The 18,579-nt window shown below is 45.5% G+C and carries 15 protein-coding genes; 9 read left to right on the forward strand and 6 right to left on the reverse strand.

The genetic code is table 11. The annotated features are described in order from the left end of the window. Positions 1-21: 21 nt before the first annotated feature. The 3 genes from A5870_RS15680 to A5870_RS15690 are packed head-to-tail and all read right to left on the reverse strand — an operon-like array spanning position 22 to position 4,016. Positions 22-1,575, reverse strand: a complete 1,554-nt coding sequence (locus A5870_RS15680; protein WP_081118297.1) for a response regulator — start codon at positions 1,573-1,575, stop codon at positions 22-24. Then, entirely contained in the window at positions 1,553-3,001 is a 1,449-nt protein-coding gene (locus A5870_RS15685; protein ID WP_086293891.1) for a sensor histidine kinase, read from the reverse strand. Before A5870_RS15685 ends, A5870_RS15680 begins: the two co-directional genes overlap by 23 nt. Positions 3,002-3,011: 10 nt before the next feature. After that, a complete protein-coding gene (locus A5870_RS15690; RefSeq protein ID WP_086293892.1) occupies positions 3,012-4,016 on the reverse strand; it encodes an ABC transporter substrate-binding protein in 1,005 nt (334 codons plus the stop codon). Between the two features lie 232 nt (positions 4,017-4,248). On the opposite strand from A5870_RS15690, the gene chvE reads away from it, so the two are divergent. The 5 genes from chvE (at position 4,249) to A5870_RS15715 (ending at position 10,312) form a co-directional block, all read left to right on the forward strand. Further along, entirely contained in the window at positions 4,249-5,349 is a 1,101-nt protein-coding gene (gene chvE / locus A5870_RS15695) for a multiple monosaccharide ABC transporter substrate-binding protein (RefSeq protein WP_005231478.1), read from the forward strand. Positions 5,350-5,495: 146 nt separating this feature from the next. After that, positions 5,496-7,025: a multiple monosaccharide ABC transporter ATP-binding protein gene (gene mmsA, locus A5870_RS15700; RefSeq protein WP_005231476.1), complete on the forward strand. Its 1,530-nt coding sequence runs from the start codon at positions 5,496-5,498 to the stop codon at positions 7,023-7,025. A gap of 1 nt (position 7,026) precedes the next feature. After that, entirely contained in the window at positions 7,027-8,223 is a 1,197-nt protein-coding gene (gene mmsB / locus A5870_RS15705; protein ID WP_086293893.1) for a multiple monosaccharide ABC transporter permease, read from the forward strand. Positions 8,224-8,235: 12 nt separating this feature from the next. Further along, positions 8,236-8,571, forward strand: a complete 336-nt coding sequence (locus A5870_RS15710; protein WP_008376144.1) for a PTS sugar transporter subunit IIB — start codon at positions 8,236-8,238, stop codon at positions 8,569-8,571. Positions 8,572-8,854: 283 nt separating this feature from the next. Then, positions 8,855-10,312 carry an alpha-L-fucosidase gene (locus A5870_RS15715; protein WP_242596017.1) on the forward strand — a complete coding sequence of 486 codons (1,458 nt, stop codon included), beginning with the start codon at positions 8,855-8,857 and terminating at the stop codon, positions 10,310-10,312. 132 nt (positions 10,313-10,444) lie between these two features. Here the strand turns inward: A5870_RS15715 and A5870_RS15720 are convergent, their stop codons facing one another. The 3 genes from A5870_RS15720 to A5870_RS15730 all read right to left on the reverse strand — a co-directional run bounded on the left by A5870_RS15720 (position 10,445) and on the right by A5870_RS15730 (position 13,552). Beyond that, complete coding sequence (locus tag A5870_RS15720) at positions 10,445-11,554, reverse strand: ABC transporter ATP-binding protein (protein WP_077453935.1); 1,110 nt, start codon at positions 11,552-11,554, stop codon at positions 10,445-10,447. Between the two features lie 107 nt (positions 11,555-11,661). Continuing rightward, complete coding sequence (locus tag A5870_RS15725; RefSeq protein WP_226818104.1) at positions 11,662-12,366, reverse strand: helix-turn-helix domain-containing protein; 705 nt, start codon at positions 12,364-12,366, stop codon at positions 11,662-11,664. A 331-nt stretch (positions 12,367-12,697) separates the two neighbouring features. Further along, positions 12,698-13,552, reverse strand: a complete 855-nt coding sequence (locus tag A5870_RS15730) for an SHOCT domain-containing protein (protein ID WP_086293895.1) — start codon at positions 13,550-13,552, stop codon at positions 12,698-12,700. Between the two features lie 148 nt (positions 13,553-13,700). Here A5870_RS15730 and A5870_RS15735 point away from each other — a divergent pair, with 148 nt between their 5' ends. Genes A5870_RS15735 through araA form a run of 4 tightly spaced genes read left to right on the forward strand, consistent with a single transcriptional unit; the run spans position 13,701 to position 18,566 of the window. Beyond that, positions 13,701-14,807 (forward strand): GntR family transcriptional regulator, encoded by a 1,107-nt coding sequence (locus tag A5870_RS15735; RefSeq protein WP_086293896.1) that lies wholly within the window; start codon positions 13,701-13,703, stop codon positions 14,805-14,807. Positions 14,808-14,811: 4 nt separating this feature from the next. Beyond that, complete coding sequence (locus A5870_RS15740) at positions 14,812-16,407, forward strand: xylulokinase (protein ID WP_086293897.1); 1,596 nt, start codon at positions 14,812-14,814, stop codon at positions 16,405-16,407. Between the two features lie 19 nt (positions 16,408-16,426). Then, positions 16,427-17,122, forward strand: coding sequence for an L-ribulose-5-phosphate 4-epimerase (locus tag A5870_RS15745; protein ID WP_008376133.1), 696 nt, complete (start codon positions 16,427-16,429; stop codon positions 17,120-17,122). Positions 17,123-17,141: 19 nt separating this feature from the next. Continuing rightward, positions 17,142-18,566 (forward strand): L-arabinose isomerase, encoded by a 1,425-nt coding sequence (gene araA / locus A5870_RS15750; RefSeq protein ID WP_005227266.1) that lies wholly within the window; start codon positions 17,142-17,144, stop codon positions 18,564-18,566. Positions 18,567-18,579 lie beyond the last annotated feature (13 nt).

The raw sequence follows: 18,579 nt of genomic DNA on the forward strand, positions 1-18,579 counted from the left end.
TGCACCCATTCATTCACTCATCTAGGCATTTTTTTGACGGTATTCTTTCGGTGAGATTTTTTCTTTCTTTTTGAACAAAAAGGAAAAATAATTTGGGTCATTGTAGCCAACATCAAAGGCGATCTCAGATAGCCGCAGATTGGTCGTTAACAGCAGTTCCTTAGCTAAGGTCAACCGTTGCTCGGTCAAGTATTCGATAAACGTAGAATCAGTGGCTTGCGAGAAGATGGTGCTAAAATGTGCTGGACTCAAATGAACTTTTTCAGCAACTACATTTAAGGAAATATTGGGATCAGAAAAGTGCTCACTGATAAAGGCTTTGGCTTGATTGATGACGCTTTGATATTTCGCCATTGCAGGATTGATGGGTTGTTTAGTCAATAATGGCAACAGTTCTGCCAGAGTCGTTTGATAGTTCTCTGGCTCATGGGTCAATGCCGCTAGATAATCTAAGTCATGGGCGTGCTGAACGATCTGGGGCAGTGAATGACTGTCTTTTTTCTTCAACAATGCTAGCAGTTCGACTAAGACGAACAAACGGTACATTTGCGTTCGCTCAACGGTTCCTTGAGGCGCCATCAATTCAGCGATCAGCTCAGGGATCGTCTGTTTCCCAGCATTTGCCAGCCGTGAAGCAAGGTCGGTTTTGAAGGGATTGGTGGGGGATAGTTCCCCTTCGCGAATGTCGTCTTCATAACTGATGATTTTTTCCTTGCGGATGCTGCCATAGGTTTTTAGCATGTCGCGAGCTTTCTGATAAGAAAGAGAGATACCCGAGAAGCGATCTGCTACCGGTCCGATCGCCACTGCTACTTCTTCCCCAGAACCATGAACGAGGCTTTGAGCGATCTGATAGGCTTTTTCTAAAACTTGTTCTCGGTCGTGGTCAAAAAGTAAAAACTTGATGAAGCGGCTGGACACACTGGAGAACAAGACGGCATCATCTTGCTCATAGGCTTTGGTCAGCTGCTGGCTAAAGCGAGTGTAGTCAGAAAAGCTTTGATTGAAGGGGGTTTTTGCTAACAGCACACAAAACTGTTTGCCTGAAAAGCGCCGTCCCAGTTCTTCTGCTTGCAAAAAGGCTTCTGAGATCGTGATCTTTTGTTTAAAGAGGTGATTCAGAAAGTGATTTTTTTTGATTTCCATTTCGAATAAATCGTCTTCTTTGGATAATTGCTGATGAGTGGTTTGTTGTTCATCTAAGTGTTGAACGACGGTTTTGATGGCTTGTTCTAATTCTTCGTTTTTGATGGGCTTGAGTAAGTAATCGTCTGCTTGCAGCTGCAGTGCCGTTTTTGCATAGTCAAAATCATCAAAGCCGCTAACAAAAATAATGCGAACTTGCGGCAATAATTTCTTGGCTTCTTTCGCAAAGACCAAGCCGTCCATAAACGGCATTTTGATATCGCTGATAATAATATCCGGACGCAGATCAAGGATCGAAGCCAGCGCCAATTCGCCATCGGCGGCTTCATCGCTATAAACGATCGGGTATTGTTTGGCAAGAGTCATGATTTGGTGACGCAAACTATCGCGAATCAGATGTTCATCTTCAACTATGAACACTTTGTACATGGTTGGGTTCCTCCCTTTTTGGTACTGTGACGGTAATCGTGGTGCCTTCTTGGTATTGACTGTGGATCGTCAGTTGCGCTTCGTTGCCGTAGTTCAGCTGGAGGCGGCGATAGACGTTGTAAAGGCCATAACCGCTCTCAGAGTCGGGGTCGGTGGTTTCTTTAAGGTTACGACGAATCTCCTGCAAACGGTCAGGGTCGATCCCAACGCCGTTGTCACTGATGGTCATTTGAATCTGGTGGGGCAGTTCTGACACTGTGATTCGAATCATACCGACACGGCGGACAAACTTGGTACCATGATAAACGGCGTTTTCAACAAGGGGCTGCAAGACCATTTTCAGGACCTGTAGTTCTGGACTGACGGTTTGATCTTCAATGGTGTAAGACAGCATCCTGCCATAGCGGATTTGTAAAATCTTCAAGTAATCGTCCACATGCCGCAATTCTTTTTCCAGCGGAATCCAGTCTTGCCCTTTGCTTAGTGAGATGCGGAAAAAATCCGACAGCGCATAGGTCATTTCCGTTGCTTGCTCGTAACGGGCAGCTTCGATCAAAGAAACGATCGCATCTAAACTATTATAGATGAAATGTGGGGTAATCTGGGCTTGTAAGACCCGTACCTCACTTTGGGCTAAGTGATACTGCTTCAAGGCATTTTCTTCCAAGAGCCGAGTCAAGTCATCTGCCATTCGATTCAAGCTACTCGTCAGAGTCCTCAGCTCTGGGGTCTCGGGCAGTTCTGCTCGGTAGCTCAAATGTCCTTGGGATAGTTCATTGGAAAGGTCTAACAACCGATCCAGCGGGTATTGCAAATTATCTCGAACAAAGCGCCGGTTTTTATTGATGATCGCAAAGATGATCAAAAGCAACACGACTTGAAAAAGGATCAACAGCAACACGGATTGGACTAGTTCGTGATTGGTTTGGCTGGCTAAGCTGATCTCTACCCCGACGAATTGCTGCAAAATATCGGATAGCAAATCGATTACCGAATCCACTTGGATCATGACGTATTGGTTTTTTTCCACCGGCTCATCCTGGAGAATATTGTCTATCAACTGTTGCTGATAGGTTTCTAAAGAATCAAGCGTCCGAAAGGCGACCGCTAAAATATTGAGCTCTTTAGCAGTGCTGGTATTTTCTTGGATGTGTTGCAGATCGCTCCTTAGTTCATCGATCACATTGGTTTCTTGGACTTGTGCGACGGTTTTTTGACCAAAGACTAAATCCCACATTTCTTCCAAGACAATGGCATCGACTTTTTCCGATAGCTGATTGGCTTCTTCAATATTGTTGATGGTATTTTGGTAAATGAAAATCTGCCGCGAGTAAAACACACTGCTTAGCACGAGGGGAATAAAGGCGACGAGGATCATCAGTTTATTCGTCTGTTGAAAGATGCCCTTGATACTTTTTGTTTTCATCTTCATCCCCTCAATAATTTCTCGGCGGAATCTGATCGAAATCCATGTCACTGGAAAAAACCGTTTCATGGACATAGATTTCACGAGGAATGGCATCAGCGCCGCGAGCCAAGTAGCGCGAGATGGCATTTTTGACGAACACACCAGCATCTGGGTTGCACTCAACGACACAATTGACCACCCCTTGCTTCAATTTGTCGATCATTTCTTTTTGGGCATCGATCGATACGATCACCAAATCCTTCCCTGGCTCAATATCGGTTTTTTCTAAGGCTTCAAGAGCACCAAGAGTCATCTCGTCATTGTGACTGAACAAGACATCGATCTGCTCCATTTTGCCTTCTGCGATATATTGTTCAATGACTTCTTTGCCTTTGCGGCGAATGAAGTCACCATTTAGCTCATCTTTGACTTGGATCGTTACATTGTTGTGGGCATAATCACGCTTGATGGTTTCTCGGAACCCTTCTGAGCGCAAATACGTCGGAGACGTAGCATCCAGTCCCGTCAATTCTAAAACATTGATCGTTTCATTTTGATGTTCTTTATAATAATTGCTGACGTAGAGACCCGCACGATTGCCCTCGGCTTTGAAGCTTGGCCCGATATGGGTCAAAAATAAAGAGGGGTCACTGACATTGACATGACGATCCACCACGAAAACGGGAATCCCCGCTTGCGCCGCTTCTTCCAAAATCGGTTCCCAATTGTTTTCCTGAATCGGGGTAAAGACGATGGCATCGACTTGATACACGATAAAACTGCGGATATCTTGAATCTGACGTTCTTGATTCATATAGCCGTTACGATAGAGCACTTCATAGCCTTCCTTCTCTAATTCAGTGCGGATCGATTCCGTATGGCGCTTGCGCCAGCTGCTTTCTGTTCCCGACTGGGAAAAACCGATCACGATACTTTCTTCCGATGTTTCAGTGGTTGCTTCTTTGTTTGCTTGGCAACCAGACAAGCAAGCTAGAAACAAACAGACGAACAACCCAATTTTTATATTCCTCATTTTTTTCACCTCTATAGTCTATTCTACTAAAAAATACGGAAGCGCTTTACACAAAATATCAAATCAAATAAAAACCAAGGGAATCTTAAAAAATCCAAGATTCCAAAGAGAAAAGGGGGCAACTGGGCCGTTTTTTCTCAAGAAATCCAAGAAACCTCGAAAAAATCTAAATGTAAGCGATTCCTTAACTGGCTATACTGAATATGTAAGAAAAAGACATGGAGGGATCACAATGAAAGGTACTTTTGGTAAATTGGTCGTCCTAGCATCCACCTTATTGGTTGGCGGATTGTTAGCAGCTTGTGGGAATGGATCAGATAGCGGGGCAAACGGAGACGGAGACAAAGGATTTGTTGGGATCGCGATGCCGACCAAATCGGCAGAACGGTGGATCGCAGATGGCGACAACATGGTAGAGGAATTAGAGAAGCTTGGCTATAAAACTGACCTGCAATATGGAGAAGACAAAGTAGAAAACCAAGTGGCACAAATTGAGAACATGATCACCAAAGGCGTTGATACCTTAGTGATCGCCTCGATCGATGGGTCGGCACTGACGGACGTGTTGGAAAAAGCCCATAACGAAGACATCACAGTCATCGCCTATGACCGTTTACTGATGAACTCGGAATACGTCGATTATTATGCCACCTTTGATAATTTTGGGGTCGGCGTGCTGCAAGCGTCTTATATTGAAGACAAATTAGGCCTCAAAGACGGTGAAGGACCATTTAATATTGAATTATTCGGCGGATCTCCAGATGATAACAATGCACTGATCAATTATAATGGGGTCCTTTCGGTCTTCCAACAATACTTTGACAGCGGACAGCTAGTCGTTCCTTCTGGTCAAACCAACTTCAACCAAATCGCTACCTTGCGTTGGGATGGTTCAACTGCACAAGCTCGGATGGACAACTTGTTGAGTGCCAACTATACGGATCAAACATTGGATGCTGTTCTTTCACCTTATGATCCAATCAGCCTAGGAATCATTTCATCGCTTAAAGGTGTTGGCTATGGTTCTTCCGATAAACCACTACCTGTGATTACTGGTCAAGATGCGACGGTGGCAGGAGTGAAATCAATCATCGCGGGTGAACAAACCCAAACGATTTTCAAAGATACACGGGTGTTAGCGAAAAACACGATCGAAATGATCGAAGCCATCACCAATGGCGAGGAAGTCCCGGTCAACGATACGGAAACCTATGACAATGGCGTCAAAGTCGTACCAACCTATTTGTCAAATCCCGTTTCTGTGGATAGCGACAACTACAAAGAAGAACTAATCGATACCGATTACTATACAGAAGAAGAGCTAGGCATTTAAGCAAGAAGTACAGATCCAGCGAGAAAAGATGCTAGTTTCCCCGAAAGCAGTAGGGAAGAACGAATCATCCCCAGTATTCGTTCTTTCCGCTTTTCTTACAAACGGATCGGTTCACTTTTACATAAAAAGGAAAAGGGTGAAAGAACATGGCAGATAATATTTTGATGATGAAAGGCATCGTCAAAGAGTTTTCAGGGGTTCGCGCCCTTGATAACGTCAACCTCTCGATCGAGCGAGGAGAGATCCACGCACTGTGTGGAGAAAATGGCGCCGGCAAGTCCACGCTGATGAATGTCTTAAGCGGACTCTATCCTTACGGCAGCTATGACGGAGAGATCTATTATGAAGGGGAGTTATGCAAGTTCAAAGATTTGCGGGACAGTGAGGACAAAGGAATCGTTATTATTCATCAAGAGTTAGCCTTAAGTCCTTACCTGTCGATCAAAGAAAATATCTTTCTAGGAAATGAACAAGCCAAACACGGCATCATTGATTGGGATCTAACCGAAAAGAAAACAGACAACCTCTTAAAGATCGTTGGCTTGAAATTAGACCCGAATACGCTGGTTTCACAAATCGGTGTCGGGCATCAACAGCTGGTGGAAATTGCCAAAGCATTTTCAAAATCCGTCCGATTGTTGATTTTAGATGAACCAACCGCGGCGTTGAATGAAGAAGAAAGTGCCAATCTGTTAGAGCTGATCAAAGAGTTTCGCAACCAAGGGATCACCTCGATCATCATCTCCCACAAGTTGAACGAAATCGTCAATGTGGCGGATCGCATCACGATTTTACGAGACGGGCAAACGATCGAGACGCTGAGTGGTGCCGAAATCTCTGAAGAGCGCATCATTCGTGGCATGGTTGGGCGAGATTTGACCAATCGCTACCCAGAGCGGAACCCCACTATTGGTGAACCGTTTTTTGAAGTCAAAAATTGGACGGTCCATCATCCAATCGACCATACCCGTGTGGTGAATGAGAATTTGAACTTGATGATCCGCAAAGGAGAGATCATCGGCATCGCCGGTTTGATGGGTGCGGGACGGACAGAGTTTGCCATGAGTGTCTTCGGTCATTCCTACGGCAGTTCGATTTCGGGGGAAGTCTATAAAGACGGCCAACCGATTTCTGTCAAAGACGTGCCAACCGCCATCAAAAATGGGTTAGCCTATGTGTCGGAAGATCGAAAAGCGCTGGGCTTGAATCTGCTGATGGATATTCGCGAGAATACCACCATCGCTAGTCTTGCCAAAATCAGCCGCCAAGGGGTCATCGATAAAGAAAAAGAAGTCACGATGGCCGAAGAATTCCGCAAAAAAATGCGGACGAAAACCAATTCGATCTATCAAAACGTCGGCAGCTTGAGCGGCGGGAATCAGCAAAAAGTCGTTTTGGCAAAATGGCTGATGACCACACCAGACATCTTATTTTTAGATGAACCGACCCGTGGGATCGATGTCGGGGCGAAATACGAAATCTATACGATCATCGAAGAGATGGCAGCAGCTGGCAAAGCCATTTGCATCATCTCCTCGGAGCTGCCAGAACTATTAGGCATGTGTGACCGAATCTATACGATGAACGAAGGACGCTTCACTGGCGAGGTCCTGCGGGAAGAGGCGGATCAAGAACGATTGATGAATCTAATGACATTAGAAGAGAGTGGGGTTTGAGATGGAAACAACCAATAAATTAAAAAAAGAACGCAGCCATTCGCTGAAAGAAAAGGCACTGGAAATCTTTAGTAAATACAGTATGATCATTATCTTAGCAGTATTATTGGTGGCCTTTCAGCTCATGACCGATGGGATTTTCTGGCGGCCGCTGAATATCACCAACCTCGTGTTGCAAAACAGTCATATTCTCGTTTTGGCAGCTGGTATGCTTTTGGTCGTCTTGTTAGGACACGTCGATCTATCCGTAGGGTCTGTGATGGCGTTTGTCGGTGCGATTGCAGGCGTTTTAATGGTCAATAACGGCATCAGTCCTTGGCTGGCAGTGCCTCTTTGCTTACTGATGGGGGCAGTGATCGGTGCCTGGCAAGGCTTCTGGATCGCGTATGTCGGTATCCCAGCATTTATTGTGACCTTGTCTGGTTTACTGATGTTTCGAGGACTGACCCAAGTCGTCTTAGGCGGTCAATCCTTGGCGCCGTTTCCCAAGGCATTCCAACAAATTTCTACTGGGTATTTGCCAGATATTGCAGGCGGTCAGATCCATTTACTTTCCATGATTTTAGGTGTAGTGATCACGGGCATCCTGATTTTAGGCCAATGGCGGACCCGTGAGCGTCGCAAAAAAAATCTTTTTGAAGTGGAATCAATGGCAGCCTTTGCCTTTAAAGCCGTCTTTACTGCGGTCGTATTTCTCGGCGCTACCTATATCTTTGCCTCTTATCAAGGGTATCCGATCATTTTGATTGTCTTAGGGGTGATCGTGGCTGCTTATGGCTTTTTGACTAACAAAACCGTTGCTGGTCGTCAAATCTATGCAACCGGCGGCAACAAAAAAGCAGCCGAACTTTCTGGGATCAAGACGAAGAAAATCACCTTCTGGGTCTTCGTGAACATGGGGATGATGGCAGCTTTGGCGGGCTTGGTTTTAGCCGCTCGGTTGAACGCAGCCACCCCGCAAGCAGGAACGTCAATGGAATTAGATGCAATGGCCGCAGTGTATTTCGGCGGTGCTTCCACCTCAGGCGGTATTGGTACCGTGATGGGGGCGATCGTTGGTGGTCTCGTGATGGGTGTCTTAAACAATGGGATGTCGATCTTAGGAGTCGGTGTCGATTGGCAGCAAGCCATCAAAGGGTTGATTTTGCTGCTGGCTGTCGTGTTGGATATCTACAATAAGAAAAAGAAAATTTCGTAGGAGGGCCTGTTTATGGAGGACCAAGCACAAAAGACGATTTTATTGATTTGTACCGCCGGCATCACTACGGGACTCTTAGTAAAAAATATGCAGCGGGCCGCAGATGAAAAAGGGCTAGCTGTGCATATCTATTCGGCACCAGCCATCATTGCTGAACAGATCCTGCAGCAACAAACAGTCGATGCTTTGTTGATCGGCCCGCAGTCGAAGTACGAAGTCAATCGATTAAAAGACTTTCTCATGGTCAAAGCGGTGCCATATAAATTAATCAAAGAAACAGATTACGAGCTGTTAGATGGCGAAGCTGTCCTTACAGACAGTCTCACCCTCTTACAAAACGATCGCTAGGCTCGCGTAAAAAGATGTGTCTTTTAGCGTTTGAATATGTTGTTTAGAGTAGTGCCTTGCGAATCCCCCAAGCAAGCACTACTCTTTTTATCGTAAAGTAGTTTGATCACCTGATAGGGAAGAACCGTCGATTGAATGCTGCTTCGGTCAGTTCCTGTGCTTCGTTTGCCAGTGAGTGGACAGGTGGCAAAAGTACAGTAAAGGCGGCGGATCTTTTCCAATGAGGAAATAGTCAAGAATCGATCTTGTATCTGTTTCCTTAAAGCAGCAAACAACTCATAGAATGGAGGAACAGATTATCAAACCAGCAGACCTTACCCAGATTCGCCCCAGTAAACGACAACTACAGTGGCAGCAGTTGGAATTTTATGGTTTTATCCACTTTGGTCTCAATACGATGACCAATCGTGAATGGGGGCTCGGCAATGAGTCGCCAACGGTATTTGACCCGCAAAATTTAGACTGTCATCAATGGGTTTCCACAATGAAGCAAAGCGGTATGCAGGGAATCATTTTGACCTGCAAACACCATGACGGCTTTTGCTTATGGCCAAGCCAGCACACTGCTTTCACAGTCGCTTCAACGCCCTGGCGTAATGGTCAAGGTGATTTAGTGAAAGAACTTTCTGATGCTTGCCGTCAAGCAGACCTGAACTTCGGCATTTATTTATCGCCTTGGGATCAGCATGAAGCTTGTTATGGAATGGGGCAAGCCTATGATGATTTTTATACGGCGCAGTTGACAGAACTTTTAACCAATTATGGTGATATATTCGAAATATGGTTAGATGGCGCCAATGGTGAAGGGCCCAATGGAAAACGCCAAAACTATGATTGGGAACGGTATTATCAAGTGATTCGAGAGCTTCAACCCAATGCGGTGATTGCGATTTGCGGACCGGATGTCCGCTGGGTAGGAAACGAAGCGGGGCAAACCAGACTTCAAGAATGGAGTGTGGTGCCAGCAGCATTAAAGGATGCTGAAAAAACAGCGAGTCATTCGCAAAAAGTCGATAGCGCAGCGTTTCGGCAATCGATCTCCAGTATGGAAATGGATTTAGGAAGCCGACAAGCGCTGAAAAAGTACGGCATTAAAGAAGCTGCTGAATTGGCTTGGTACCCTGCTGAGGTCAACTTATCAATTCGCCCCGGCTGGTTTTATCATCCATCAGAAGACCAGCAAGTAAAAAGCGGCGCTGAGCTCTGGTCCTTTTACAAGCAGAGCGTTGGGGGCAATAGTTCTTTTCTACTTAATGTGCCGCCGATGCCGGATGGTATGATCCATCCAACGGATCAAAAGGCATTGCAGCAATTAGGTCACTCGATTAAACAATTGAAAGAGGTGACGACTGAAAGGACCGGCACGTTTGCGAGCTCTTCAACCAGTGTGTCCAGCAGAATGGATAAGCTCCAACTATCTCAAGCGTTTGACCAGTATTGGAAACCGGACCTGGAAGACAAACGGCCATGGCTGACCCTACATTTTTCAGAACCGGTCGTCATCAATACACTTGTACTGAAGGAAGCGATTCAATATGGGCAACGGGTAGAAAAAGCAAAAATTTTTCTGCAAACGGCAGAAGGACCACAGTTACTGACCGAAATAGTGACGATCGGCTATCAAAAAATCATCAGCTTTGAAGCGGTCGGCGTGTCTGCTGTCAAAATCGTTTTTACTCAAGTTCGGCAAACACCGATCATTCAAACCATGGCCGCTCGTTATGTGCCTCAGGAAGAATAAAAAAGCAACCCAAAAACAGACAGTCGGCTGACTGTCTGTTTTTGGGGGATACAAATAAGGAATAAAAGTGGATATTAGTTAAATGCGACTGCCTAGGGGGCAAATCCGAGAACAGTGCATGGTAACTACAAATTAAGGAAGTGTGATGACATTTTCTGAATCTTTATCGAAGAAGTGTGCTTTGTTGATGTTGAAAGCTAAATCAACTGTTTCACCTGGACGGTGGAAGTCGCGGGCATCAACTTTCGAGATAAATTCAGTCGCACCTACACGTGTATAAAGCATTGTTTCTGCACCTAATAGTTCAGATACGACCACTTCAGCACGTACAGTTGCTTCAGGAGAAGCTTCCAATGCGATTTGTTCACTGTGGATATCTTCTGGACGAATACCAAAGACTAATTGTTTGCCTTCGTAACCTTTTTCCACAAGAACCTTGTTCTTGCCTTCAGGAATACGTAAGTTCAAGCTTTGTCCATCAGAGATCATGCCGTTTTTCAACGTAACATTGAAGAAGTTCATTGCTGGTGAACCGATAAAGCCGGCAACGAAAATATTTTTCGGCGTGTTGTAGACTTCTTTTGGTGAACCGATTTGTTGAATGAAGCCATCTTTCATGATAACGATCCGGTCAGCCATGGTCATCGCTTCTGTTTGGTCATGGGTTACATAGATTGTCGTTGTTTCTAAACGTTGGTGTAATTTTGCGATTTCCGCACGCATGGCAACCCGCAATTTCGCATCTAAGTTTGACAACGGCTCATCCATCAAGAAGACTTTGGCATCACGAACGATGGCACGGCCTAGGGCAACCCGTTGACGCTGACCACCAGAAAGGGCAGCTGGTTTACGATCTAAGTATTCTGTTAATCCTAAGATCTCAGCGGCATTTTCTACCCGTTTTTTGATTTCTTCTTTGTCGTATTTACGCAATTTCAAACCAAATGCCATGTTGTTGAAAACAGTCATATGGGGATACAATGCGTAGTTCTGGAAAACCATCGCGATGTCGCGGTCTTTTGGTGCCACATCGTTCATTACTTTTCCACCGATGCTCAATTCGCCTTCAGAAATATCTTCTAAACCAGCGATCATTCGAAGGGTTGTGGATTTTCCGCAACCAGAAGGTCCGACGAAAACGATGAATTCGCGATCAGCGATATCTAAATTAAAATCAGTTACCGAATATGCATCATTATTGTCATATTTTTTGTGGATATTTTTTAAGGCCATTTCTACCATTGGGATTACCTCTTTCCATTTAGTTTACATGAATAGCATAAATGAAAACGCTTCGAATGCGCAACGGAAACCTGCACAAGAAAAAAACGTTTTCTTGTGCAGGTTGTTTAATTGCTCTGATGGGTGAATTGGTCGATCAGTAAATAGCAAAGCAAAAGATCATCCATATTTTTTAAATTCAAGCGCGTCAGTGTTTGAAACTTATCGATCTTATATAGGAGAGAATTCCGATGCATAAACAGTTCTTTGGCAGTAGAACTCGCATTGCCTTGATTGCGCCACAGTGATTGAATGATCGTTTCGGTCTCTTCTTCAAACCAATCTAGATACAAGGTACGGAACAAGGAAATATACTCGGAAAAGCCATTGCGAAAAAGAGAGAAGACCACTTTGGGCAGATCCATACTTTTACTGGTAGTTTTCGTTTTTAACTCATTTTTGAACAGGGTAGATTCACTCGTCCATAAGGTAGTGAAGTCGTGGCGTGGGTGATGGAAGGGACCGACGAATAGCTGAGAATAGCAGTCGAAATCCATATCCAAAGCCACGAATAAGCCGTCAAGATCTTCGATGGGCAAATTGGCACCATCTTGTTTTTCTACGATCACCGCATGGTTTTCGGTGAGGAAAAAAAGATCCACCACGCTAGGGAGCATTTGCTGGATCTCTGTGAGCCATTCGGATTGTAAGGAGTCGATGGTTCGGGTGAAATGAACTTGCAGCAGGCGAATCCACTCTGGCTCTTGAACGGGCTGATGTTCAAATAAAATCGGATACCATGGATGGTTTCGGTTATCGATTTCTGGTTGCAAAGAGCCGTTTCCCAGTTGGATCAGCAGTTTTTCACTGTCACTTAATTGGTCAGTTGGCAGCCAAATATATTTTTTGCCGAAAGCGATGGATTCGATGTCCTTCGTTGTGGATACTTTGTCATGCAGCGTTGCCTGGGGGAAACGCGCTTTGATGTCATCAAAAGAAAAAATGAGAAAGACCTCCTTTGAGATACTCTACGTATTCTTCATTTAGTATAGCATGTTCTAAAAAAAACGTTCAAAATTTTCCCAGGAAAAAAGCACAGCCCTTCACCGAAAGCTCTGCCTTTGCATGGCAGGATGGTTGCTTTTTTCCCCGAAGCGATTGCTTCTATAATCCTAACAGTTGTTTTTTCTTGAAGGCAAATTCTTCTTCAGTCAGAATTCCTTCGTCAACCAATACTTTTAGTTCACGTAGTTCAGCAATGACCTGTGCCGTCGGGTTTACAGTTGGTTGCGGGGGCAGTATCGCATGTTCACGGGGGAAGTTAGTGAGATAGCGCTGTATGATCCGAGCAATCAGCAGGACTTTTTTTGCAAAGCAAAGGGAGTGGTTTGGTTCCGTCCTTCTGCGAGAATGGGTTTCTCTGATCGCTCCGCCGCCAATATACAGTTCCAAGAAGCCATTGCCTTTCCAAAGACCAGATTCGGCAACTTCTTTCAGATTGACACTGGTGATCTGGGGAATCTGCAAAACCTGCTTTTCTTTCTTTTTGCAGTCGAGGATCGTGAGGGTATCTTCTGCAATGATCCAAGCATCACGATAATGATAGGAAAGTAATTTGATTTTTCCAGCCTCTTCATCCACGTAACTTTTCGCTGATTGCCCACCAAGTGCTGCCAAATGATCCGTTAAAAATTCATAGGCTTTTTGGGCATCGATTCGATTGGTGAAATAGAGCAATTGAGAATTACCTGGTATCTGCAGTCGGAGGTAGTCCACTAAGAGACCTTTGCCTATATGTAATTCCACATCGGCAATTTTTGCCATGGGAATCTTTTCATCTGGGATTTTTGGATGGGTGTTGTTTATCCAGACGCCTTTTTTCGTAATGAGCCAACGACAGCTGGCATCATGTCTGCGATTTTCTCGATATTTTTTTGAATACAAAATAATGGGTTCCTCGTAGGTTTCATTAGGTGTTCTCGTCAAAACACTTGCCTCCTTAAACGTAATAAGCGACATTTTATTCAATTATACATCAAATAGTATTTTGATTCGTTTTATTCTGATGAAAATAAGGGGGATTTATCATTTGCCTTCTTTTCGTTAGGTTTTTTTAGAAAAATGCAATAGCAACAATTGACACGGAAGCGGTTTCTTGGTATCTTAGATGTACGGACAACTTTTGAAAGATGGGATTAAAATGGCGAATAAGTACGAACAACTTGCGGATATCTTAAGAGAAAAGATCCGCTTAGGCACCTATCAAGAAGGCGATGCGATCCCTTCAGAAGCAACCTTACAGGAAGAATTTCATTATAGCCGCCACACGGTGCGCCAAGCGATCGCTGTTTTGGTCAATGAAGGCTATTTAAGAAAAGAACGGGGCTCAGGCACCTACGTTTCAAAACCTGAGACTGTCAATCATAAAAATCGCAAAACAATCGGGATCATCATGACCTATTTGTCTGATTATATCTTCCCCTCAATCATGCGCGGCGTGGAGCAGACATTGCGGGAGCAAGGCTACTCACTACTTTTAGGCTCAACCAACAACGATCATGAGCAAGAAAGAGCGTGCTTGCAGCAAATGATGGATCAAGGGGTAGACGGGTTGATCGTTGAACCAACGAAGAGCAGCCAGTACAACCCGAATCTTGCCTATTATGTCGCCCTTCAAGAAGCTGGGATTCCTCTCGTCATGATCAATGCCTATTACGAAGAACTAGACTTGCCGCATATTTGTGTCAACGATACACGTTCTGGGTTTTTAGCAACCAATTATCTATTAGAGCAACAGCATCAGCAGTTGATGATGATCACGAAAATCGATGACTTACAAGGGAAATATCGGATGAAAGGGTTTGTCAAAGCGTTGACCCAAGCCAAGCGGACGTTTGCAGCAGAAGACGTCTTGACGTATACGACGGAGACGAAAGAAGCCGTTATTGAACAAGCGATCCAGCGCTTGACGGCTGCCGATAATCAAGTCACAGGCATCGTTTGTTACAACGATGAGATCGCGCATCGCTTGATTCAAGCATTGACGGCTGTTGGGAAGAACGTTCCTACTGATTTTTCGATCGTGGGCAACGATGACTCGCCCCTTAGCACCTTGTCGACACCGACGATCACCACACTGACTCACCCGAAAGAAGCGATGGGGGAATTGGCAGCACAATGGATTACAACAGGTAAGGCAACAGAAGCGCAACGCTTTTATTTTGAACCGGAGCTGATCGTTCGCGGTTCAGTCAATAACCAAAAAGGAGAGTAAGAAGATGACGCAACAAGTAAGGCAAGCAATTATTGACGGGCGCACGTCTCTTGGGATCGAGCTAGGCTCGACACGGATCAAAGCTGTCTTGATCGATGAGCAGTTTCAGACGATCGCTTCCGGCAGCTTTGAATGGGAAAATCAATTGGAACAAGGGATTTGGACCTACTCACTAGAGGCGATTTGGCAAGGACTACAAGCCAGCTATCAAGAGTTAGCGCACAACATCCAGCAGCAATTCGAGGTGCCTTTGACGACGATCGGCAGTATCGGTTTTTCTGCAATGATGCACGGCTATATGGCCTTTGATCAGCAAGGCACGCTGTTGGTCCCTTTTCGGACGTGGCGCAATGCGATCACGGAAGAAGCAGAAAAAGCCTTGACGGCATTGTTCCAATACAACATCCCACAGCGGTGGAGTATCGCGCACTTGTATCAAGCGATTTTGAATCAAGAAGCCCACGTCCCAGAGGTCGCTTTTTTCACTACCTTAGCCGGCTATGTCCATTGGCAGCTGACAGGGGAAAAAGTCATCGGAATCGGCGATGCATCTGGGATGTTCCCAATCGACAGTACGACAAAAAACTATGATGCGAATATGCTGCAGCAATTTGATGCACAAATCAGCAGTCAGGGGTATCCTTGGCAGATCAAAGACCTTTTGCCACAAGTGTTGACAGCAGGCGAACCAGCCGGCACATTGACGGCAGAAGGGGCAAAAAAACTCGACCCAACTGGTACCTTGCAACCTGGCATCCCGTTATGTCCGCCAGAAGGCGATGCGGGCACTGGCATGGTTGCCACGAATAGTGTGGCACAGCGAAGCGGGAATGTTTCAGCCGGGACGTCGGCTTTTGCCATGATCGTCTTAGAAGAACCCTTAACTAAAGTGTATCCAGAGATCGATTTGGTCACGACGCCTTCTGGTGATTTGGTGGGGATGGTCCATACGAATAACTGCACCTCGGAGATCAATGCCTGGGTCAAACTTTTCCGCGAATTTGCCGACGCAGCTGGAATGAAACTTTCCACGGAAGAATTGTTTGCGACCTTATTCAACGAAGCATTGAAAGGGGATTCAGACTGTGGCGGGATGCTTTCTTATGGCTATTATTCTGGTGAAAATATCACTAAGATCCCTGAAGGACGACCGCTTTTCGTCCGATCGCCAGAGAGTTCTTTTACTTTAGCAAATTTCATGCGCTTACATCTGTTTAGTGCCTTTGGTGCGATGAAGATCGGGATGAAGATTCTGGAAGCCGAAGACGTCGCCATTGATCGAATCGTTGGTCATGGTGGGATCTTCAAAACACCAGAAGTTGCCCAGCGTGTCTTGGCAGCTGTCATGGAAGCCCCAGTAACGGTCATGGAAACGGCTGGTGAAGGCGGCGCCTGGGGGATCGCCCTTTTAGCAGCATACCTTCGCCGTCACACGCCAGAACAATCCTTGGCAGCGTTCTTAGCAGATCAAGTGTTTAAAAATGACCACGGCGTGACGTTAGCCCCGACAGAAGCCGACATTCAGGGATTTACCGTCTTTACCCAACGTTACCAAGCAGGGTTGCCGATCGAGCAAGCGGCAATCGATGCGTTGATTTAAAAAGAAAGAAGGGAATTTTGTGTTAGAAGGATTAAAAGAAGAAGTCTTTCAGGCCAATTTGGCATTGCCGAAGCAAGGATTGATCAAATACACCTGGGGCAATGTGTCAGCAGTGGATCGCCAACAGCAGTTGTTTGTCATCAAACCTAGCGGTGTTGACTATGAAACCATGCAAGCCAGTGATATGGTGGTTTGTGATTTTGAGGGCAACGTAGTGGAAGGAGCGAAAAATCCTTCCTCCGACACGCCGACGCATGCCGTTTTATACAAAGCATTTCCAGAAATTGGTGGGATCGTCCATACCCATTCTACTTGGGCGACGAGCTGGGCTCAGGCAGGACTCGATCTGCCAGCGATGGGCACGACCCATGCCGATACGTTTTATGGAGCAGTCCCCTGTGCCCGCTTTTTGACACAAGCCGAGATCGATGAAGGCTATGAAGCACAAACAGGACAGGTGATCGTCGAAACCTTTAAGGAACGCGGCATCACGCCAGAAGAAATTCCTGGTGTCTTGCTTCACGGTCATGGACCGTTTACCTGGGGCAAAACGGCGGATGCGGCGGTGATGAACGCAGTGGTCTTAGAAGAAGTCGCTAAGATGAATTTTATCACGCGCCAGCTGAACAGTTACGCACCCGAATTGCCGCAGCGGGTCTTAGACAAGCATTATTTACGCAAACATGGAGAAAATGCCTATTACGGGCAAAAATAACGAAAAAGGAGCAAGCAGAATGTTAGAAATCGGGAAAAAAGAATTTTGGTTCGTCGTAGGATCACAGCACTTGTATGGAGAAGAAGCATTACAAGAAGTACGGGACCATGCAGAAGAAATGGTCAAAAGCTTAAATGACAGCTCAAAGCTGCCTTATCCAGTCGTTTTACAAGAACTTGCTGTTACTGCCGATACGATTACGAAAATCATGAAAGAAGTCAACTATCGGGATGAAGTCGCTGGGGTGATCACCTGGATGCACACCTTCTCACCAGCAAAAATGTGGATTCGCGGCACGAAATTATTACAAAAACCATTGCTGCACCTTGCAACGCAGTACAATGAACAAATTCCATGGGAAACCATCGATATGGACTTTATGAACTTGAACCAAGCCGCTCATGGTGACCGAGAATACGGATTTATCAATGCCCGTTTGAAAAAGCAAAACAAAATCGTTGTCGGTTATTGGAAAAATGAAGCCATCCAAAAAGAAATTGCTGCTTGGATGGACGTGGCAGTCGGCTACAATGAAAGCTTCCAAATCAAAGTCGCTCGTTTTGGCGACAACATGCGTAACGTTGGGGTGACGGAAGGCGACAAAGTCGAAGCACAGATCCAATTTGGTTGGACCGTTGATTATTTTGGGATCGGCGATTTGGTACAAGTCGTCGATGCGGTGACTGACGAAGAAGTCGATGCACTCTTTGAAGAATACAGCCAGCTGTATGATTTCGATTATGGCGATTACGACAAAGAAGAGTGGGCACGTCATGTCAAAGCACAAGCCAAACAAGAAATCGGTCTGCGCCGCTTCCTTGAAGCAGGCGGCTATACGGCATTTACCACGAACTTTGAAGACCTATATGGTATGCAGCAGTTGCCTGGTTTAGCTGTACAACGTTTGATGGCAGAAGGCTATGGGTTTGCTGGTGAAGGGGACTGGAAAACCGCCGCTATTGACCGCTTGATGAAAATCATGGCCCACAATAAAGCGACTGGCTTTATGGAAGACTATACCTATGAGCTGACACCAGGAAAAGAAGCCATCTTGCAATCCCACATGATGGAAGTCGATCCAGTATTAGCAGCCAACAAACCAAAAATCGTGGTTTCGCCATTGTCGATGGGGGATCGTGAAGACCCAGCCCGACTCGTCTTTGACGGCCAAGGCGGCGAAGGTGTCGTGGTTTCGATGGCAGACTTTGGCACCCACTACAAATTATTGATCAATGAAGTCGATGCCTTTGAGCCAACTGAAGAAGCACCAAAACTACCGGTTGCACGAGTAATGTGGACACCAAAACCAAACTTCCACGATGGGGTCAAACAGTGGATCGAAACAGGCGGTGGCCATCACACCGTTGTCTCACTTGTCCTAAATTCTGATCAGATCGAAACATGGGCGAAGCTTGTGGGATTAGAATACGTAACGATCAAATAAGTACCCAATCACA

Source organism: Enterococcus sp. 2G9_DIV0600 (assembly GCF_002140615.1).
GTDB classification, from domain to species: Bacteria; Bacillota; Bacilli; order Lactobacillales; family Enterococcaceae; genus Enterococcus_D; species Enterococcus_D innesii.

Coding starts and splice junctions, on each gene's coding strand:
- A5870_RS15735 (WP_086293896.1), top strand. CDS start 13,701: ATGTACGGACAACTTTTGAAAGATGGGATTAAAATGGCGAATAAGTAC.
- mmsA (WP_005231476.1), top strand. CDS start 5,496: ATGGCAGATAATATTTTGATGATGAAAGGCATCGTCAAAGAGTTTTCA.
- A5870_RS15740 (WP_086293897.1), top strand. CDS start 14,812: ATGACGCAACAAGTAAGGCAAGCAATTATTGACGGGCGCACGTCTCTT.
- araA (WP_005227266.1), top strand. CDS start 17,142: ATGTTAGAAATCGGGAAAAAAGAATTTTGGTTCGTCGTAGGATCACAG.
- mmsB (WP_086293893.1), top strand. CDS start 7,027: ATGGAAACAACCAATAAATTAAAAAAAGAACGCAGCCATTCGCTGAAA.
- A5870_RS15710 (WP_008376144.1), top strand. CDS start 8,236: ATGGAGGACCAAGCACAAAAGACGATTTTATTGATTTGTACCGCCGGC.
- A5870_RS15680 (WP_081118297.1), bottom strand. CDS start 1,575: ATGTACAAAGTGTTCATAGTTGAAGATGAACATCTGATTCGCGATAGT.
- chvE (WP_005231478.1), top strand. CDS start 4,249: ATGAAAGGTACTTTTGGTAAATTGGTCGTCCTAGCATCCACCTTATTG.
- A5870_RS15690 (WP_086293892.1), bottom strand. CDS start 4,016: ATGAGGAATATAAAAATTGGGTTGTTCGTCTGTTTGTTTCTAGCTTGC.
- A5870_RS15715 (WP_242596017.1), top strand. CDS start 8,855: ATGGAGGAACAGATTATCAAACCAGCAGACCTTACCCAGATTCGCCCC.
- A5870_RS15720 (WP_077453935.1), bottom strand. CDS start 11,554: ATGGTAGAAATGGCCTTAAAAAATATCCACAAAAAATATGACAATAAT.
- A5870_RS15730 (WP_086293895.1), bottom strand. CDS start 13,552: ATGTCGCTTATTACGTTTAAGGAGGCAAGTGTTTTGACGAGAACACCT.
- A5870_RS15685 (WP_086293891.1), bottom strand. CDS start 3,001: ATGAAAACAAAAAGTATCAAGGGCATCTTTCAACAGACGAATAAACTG.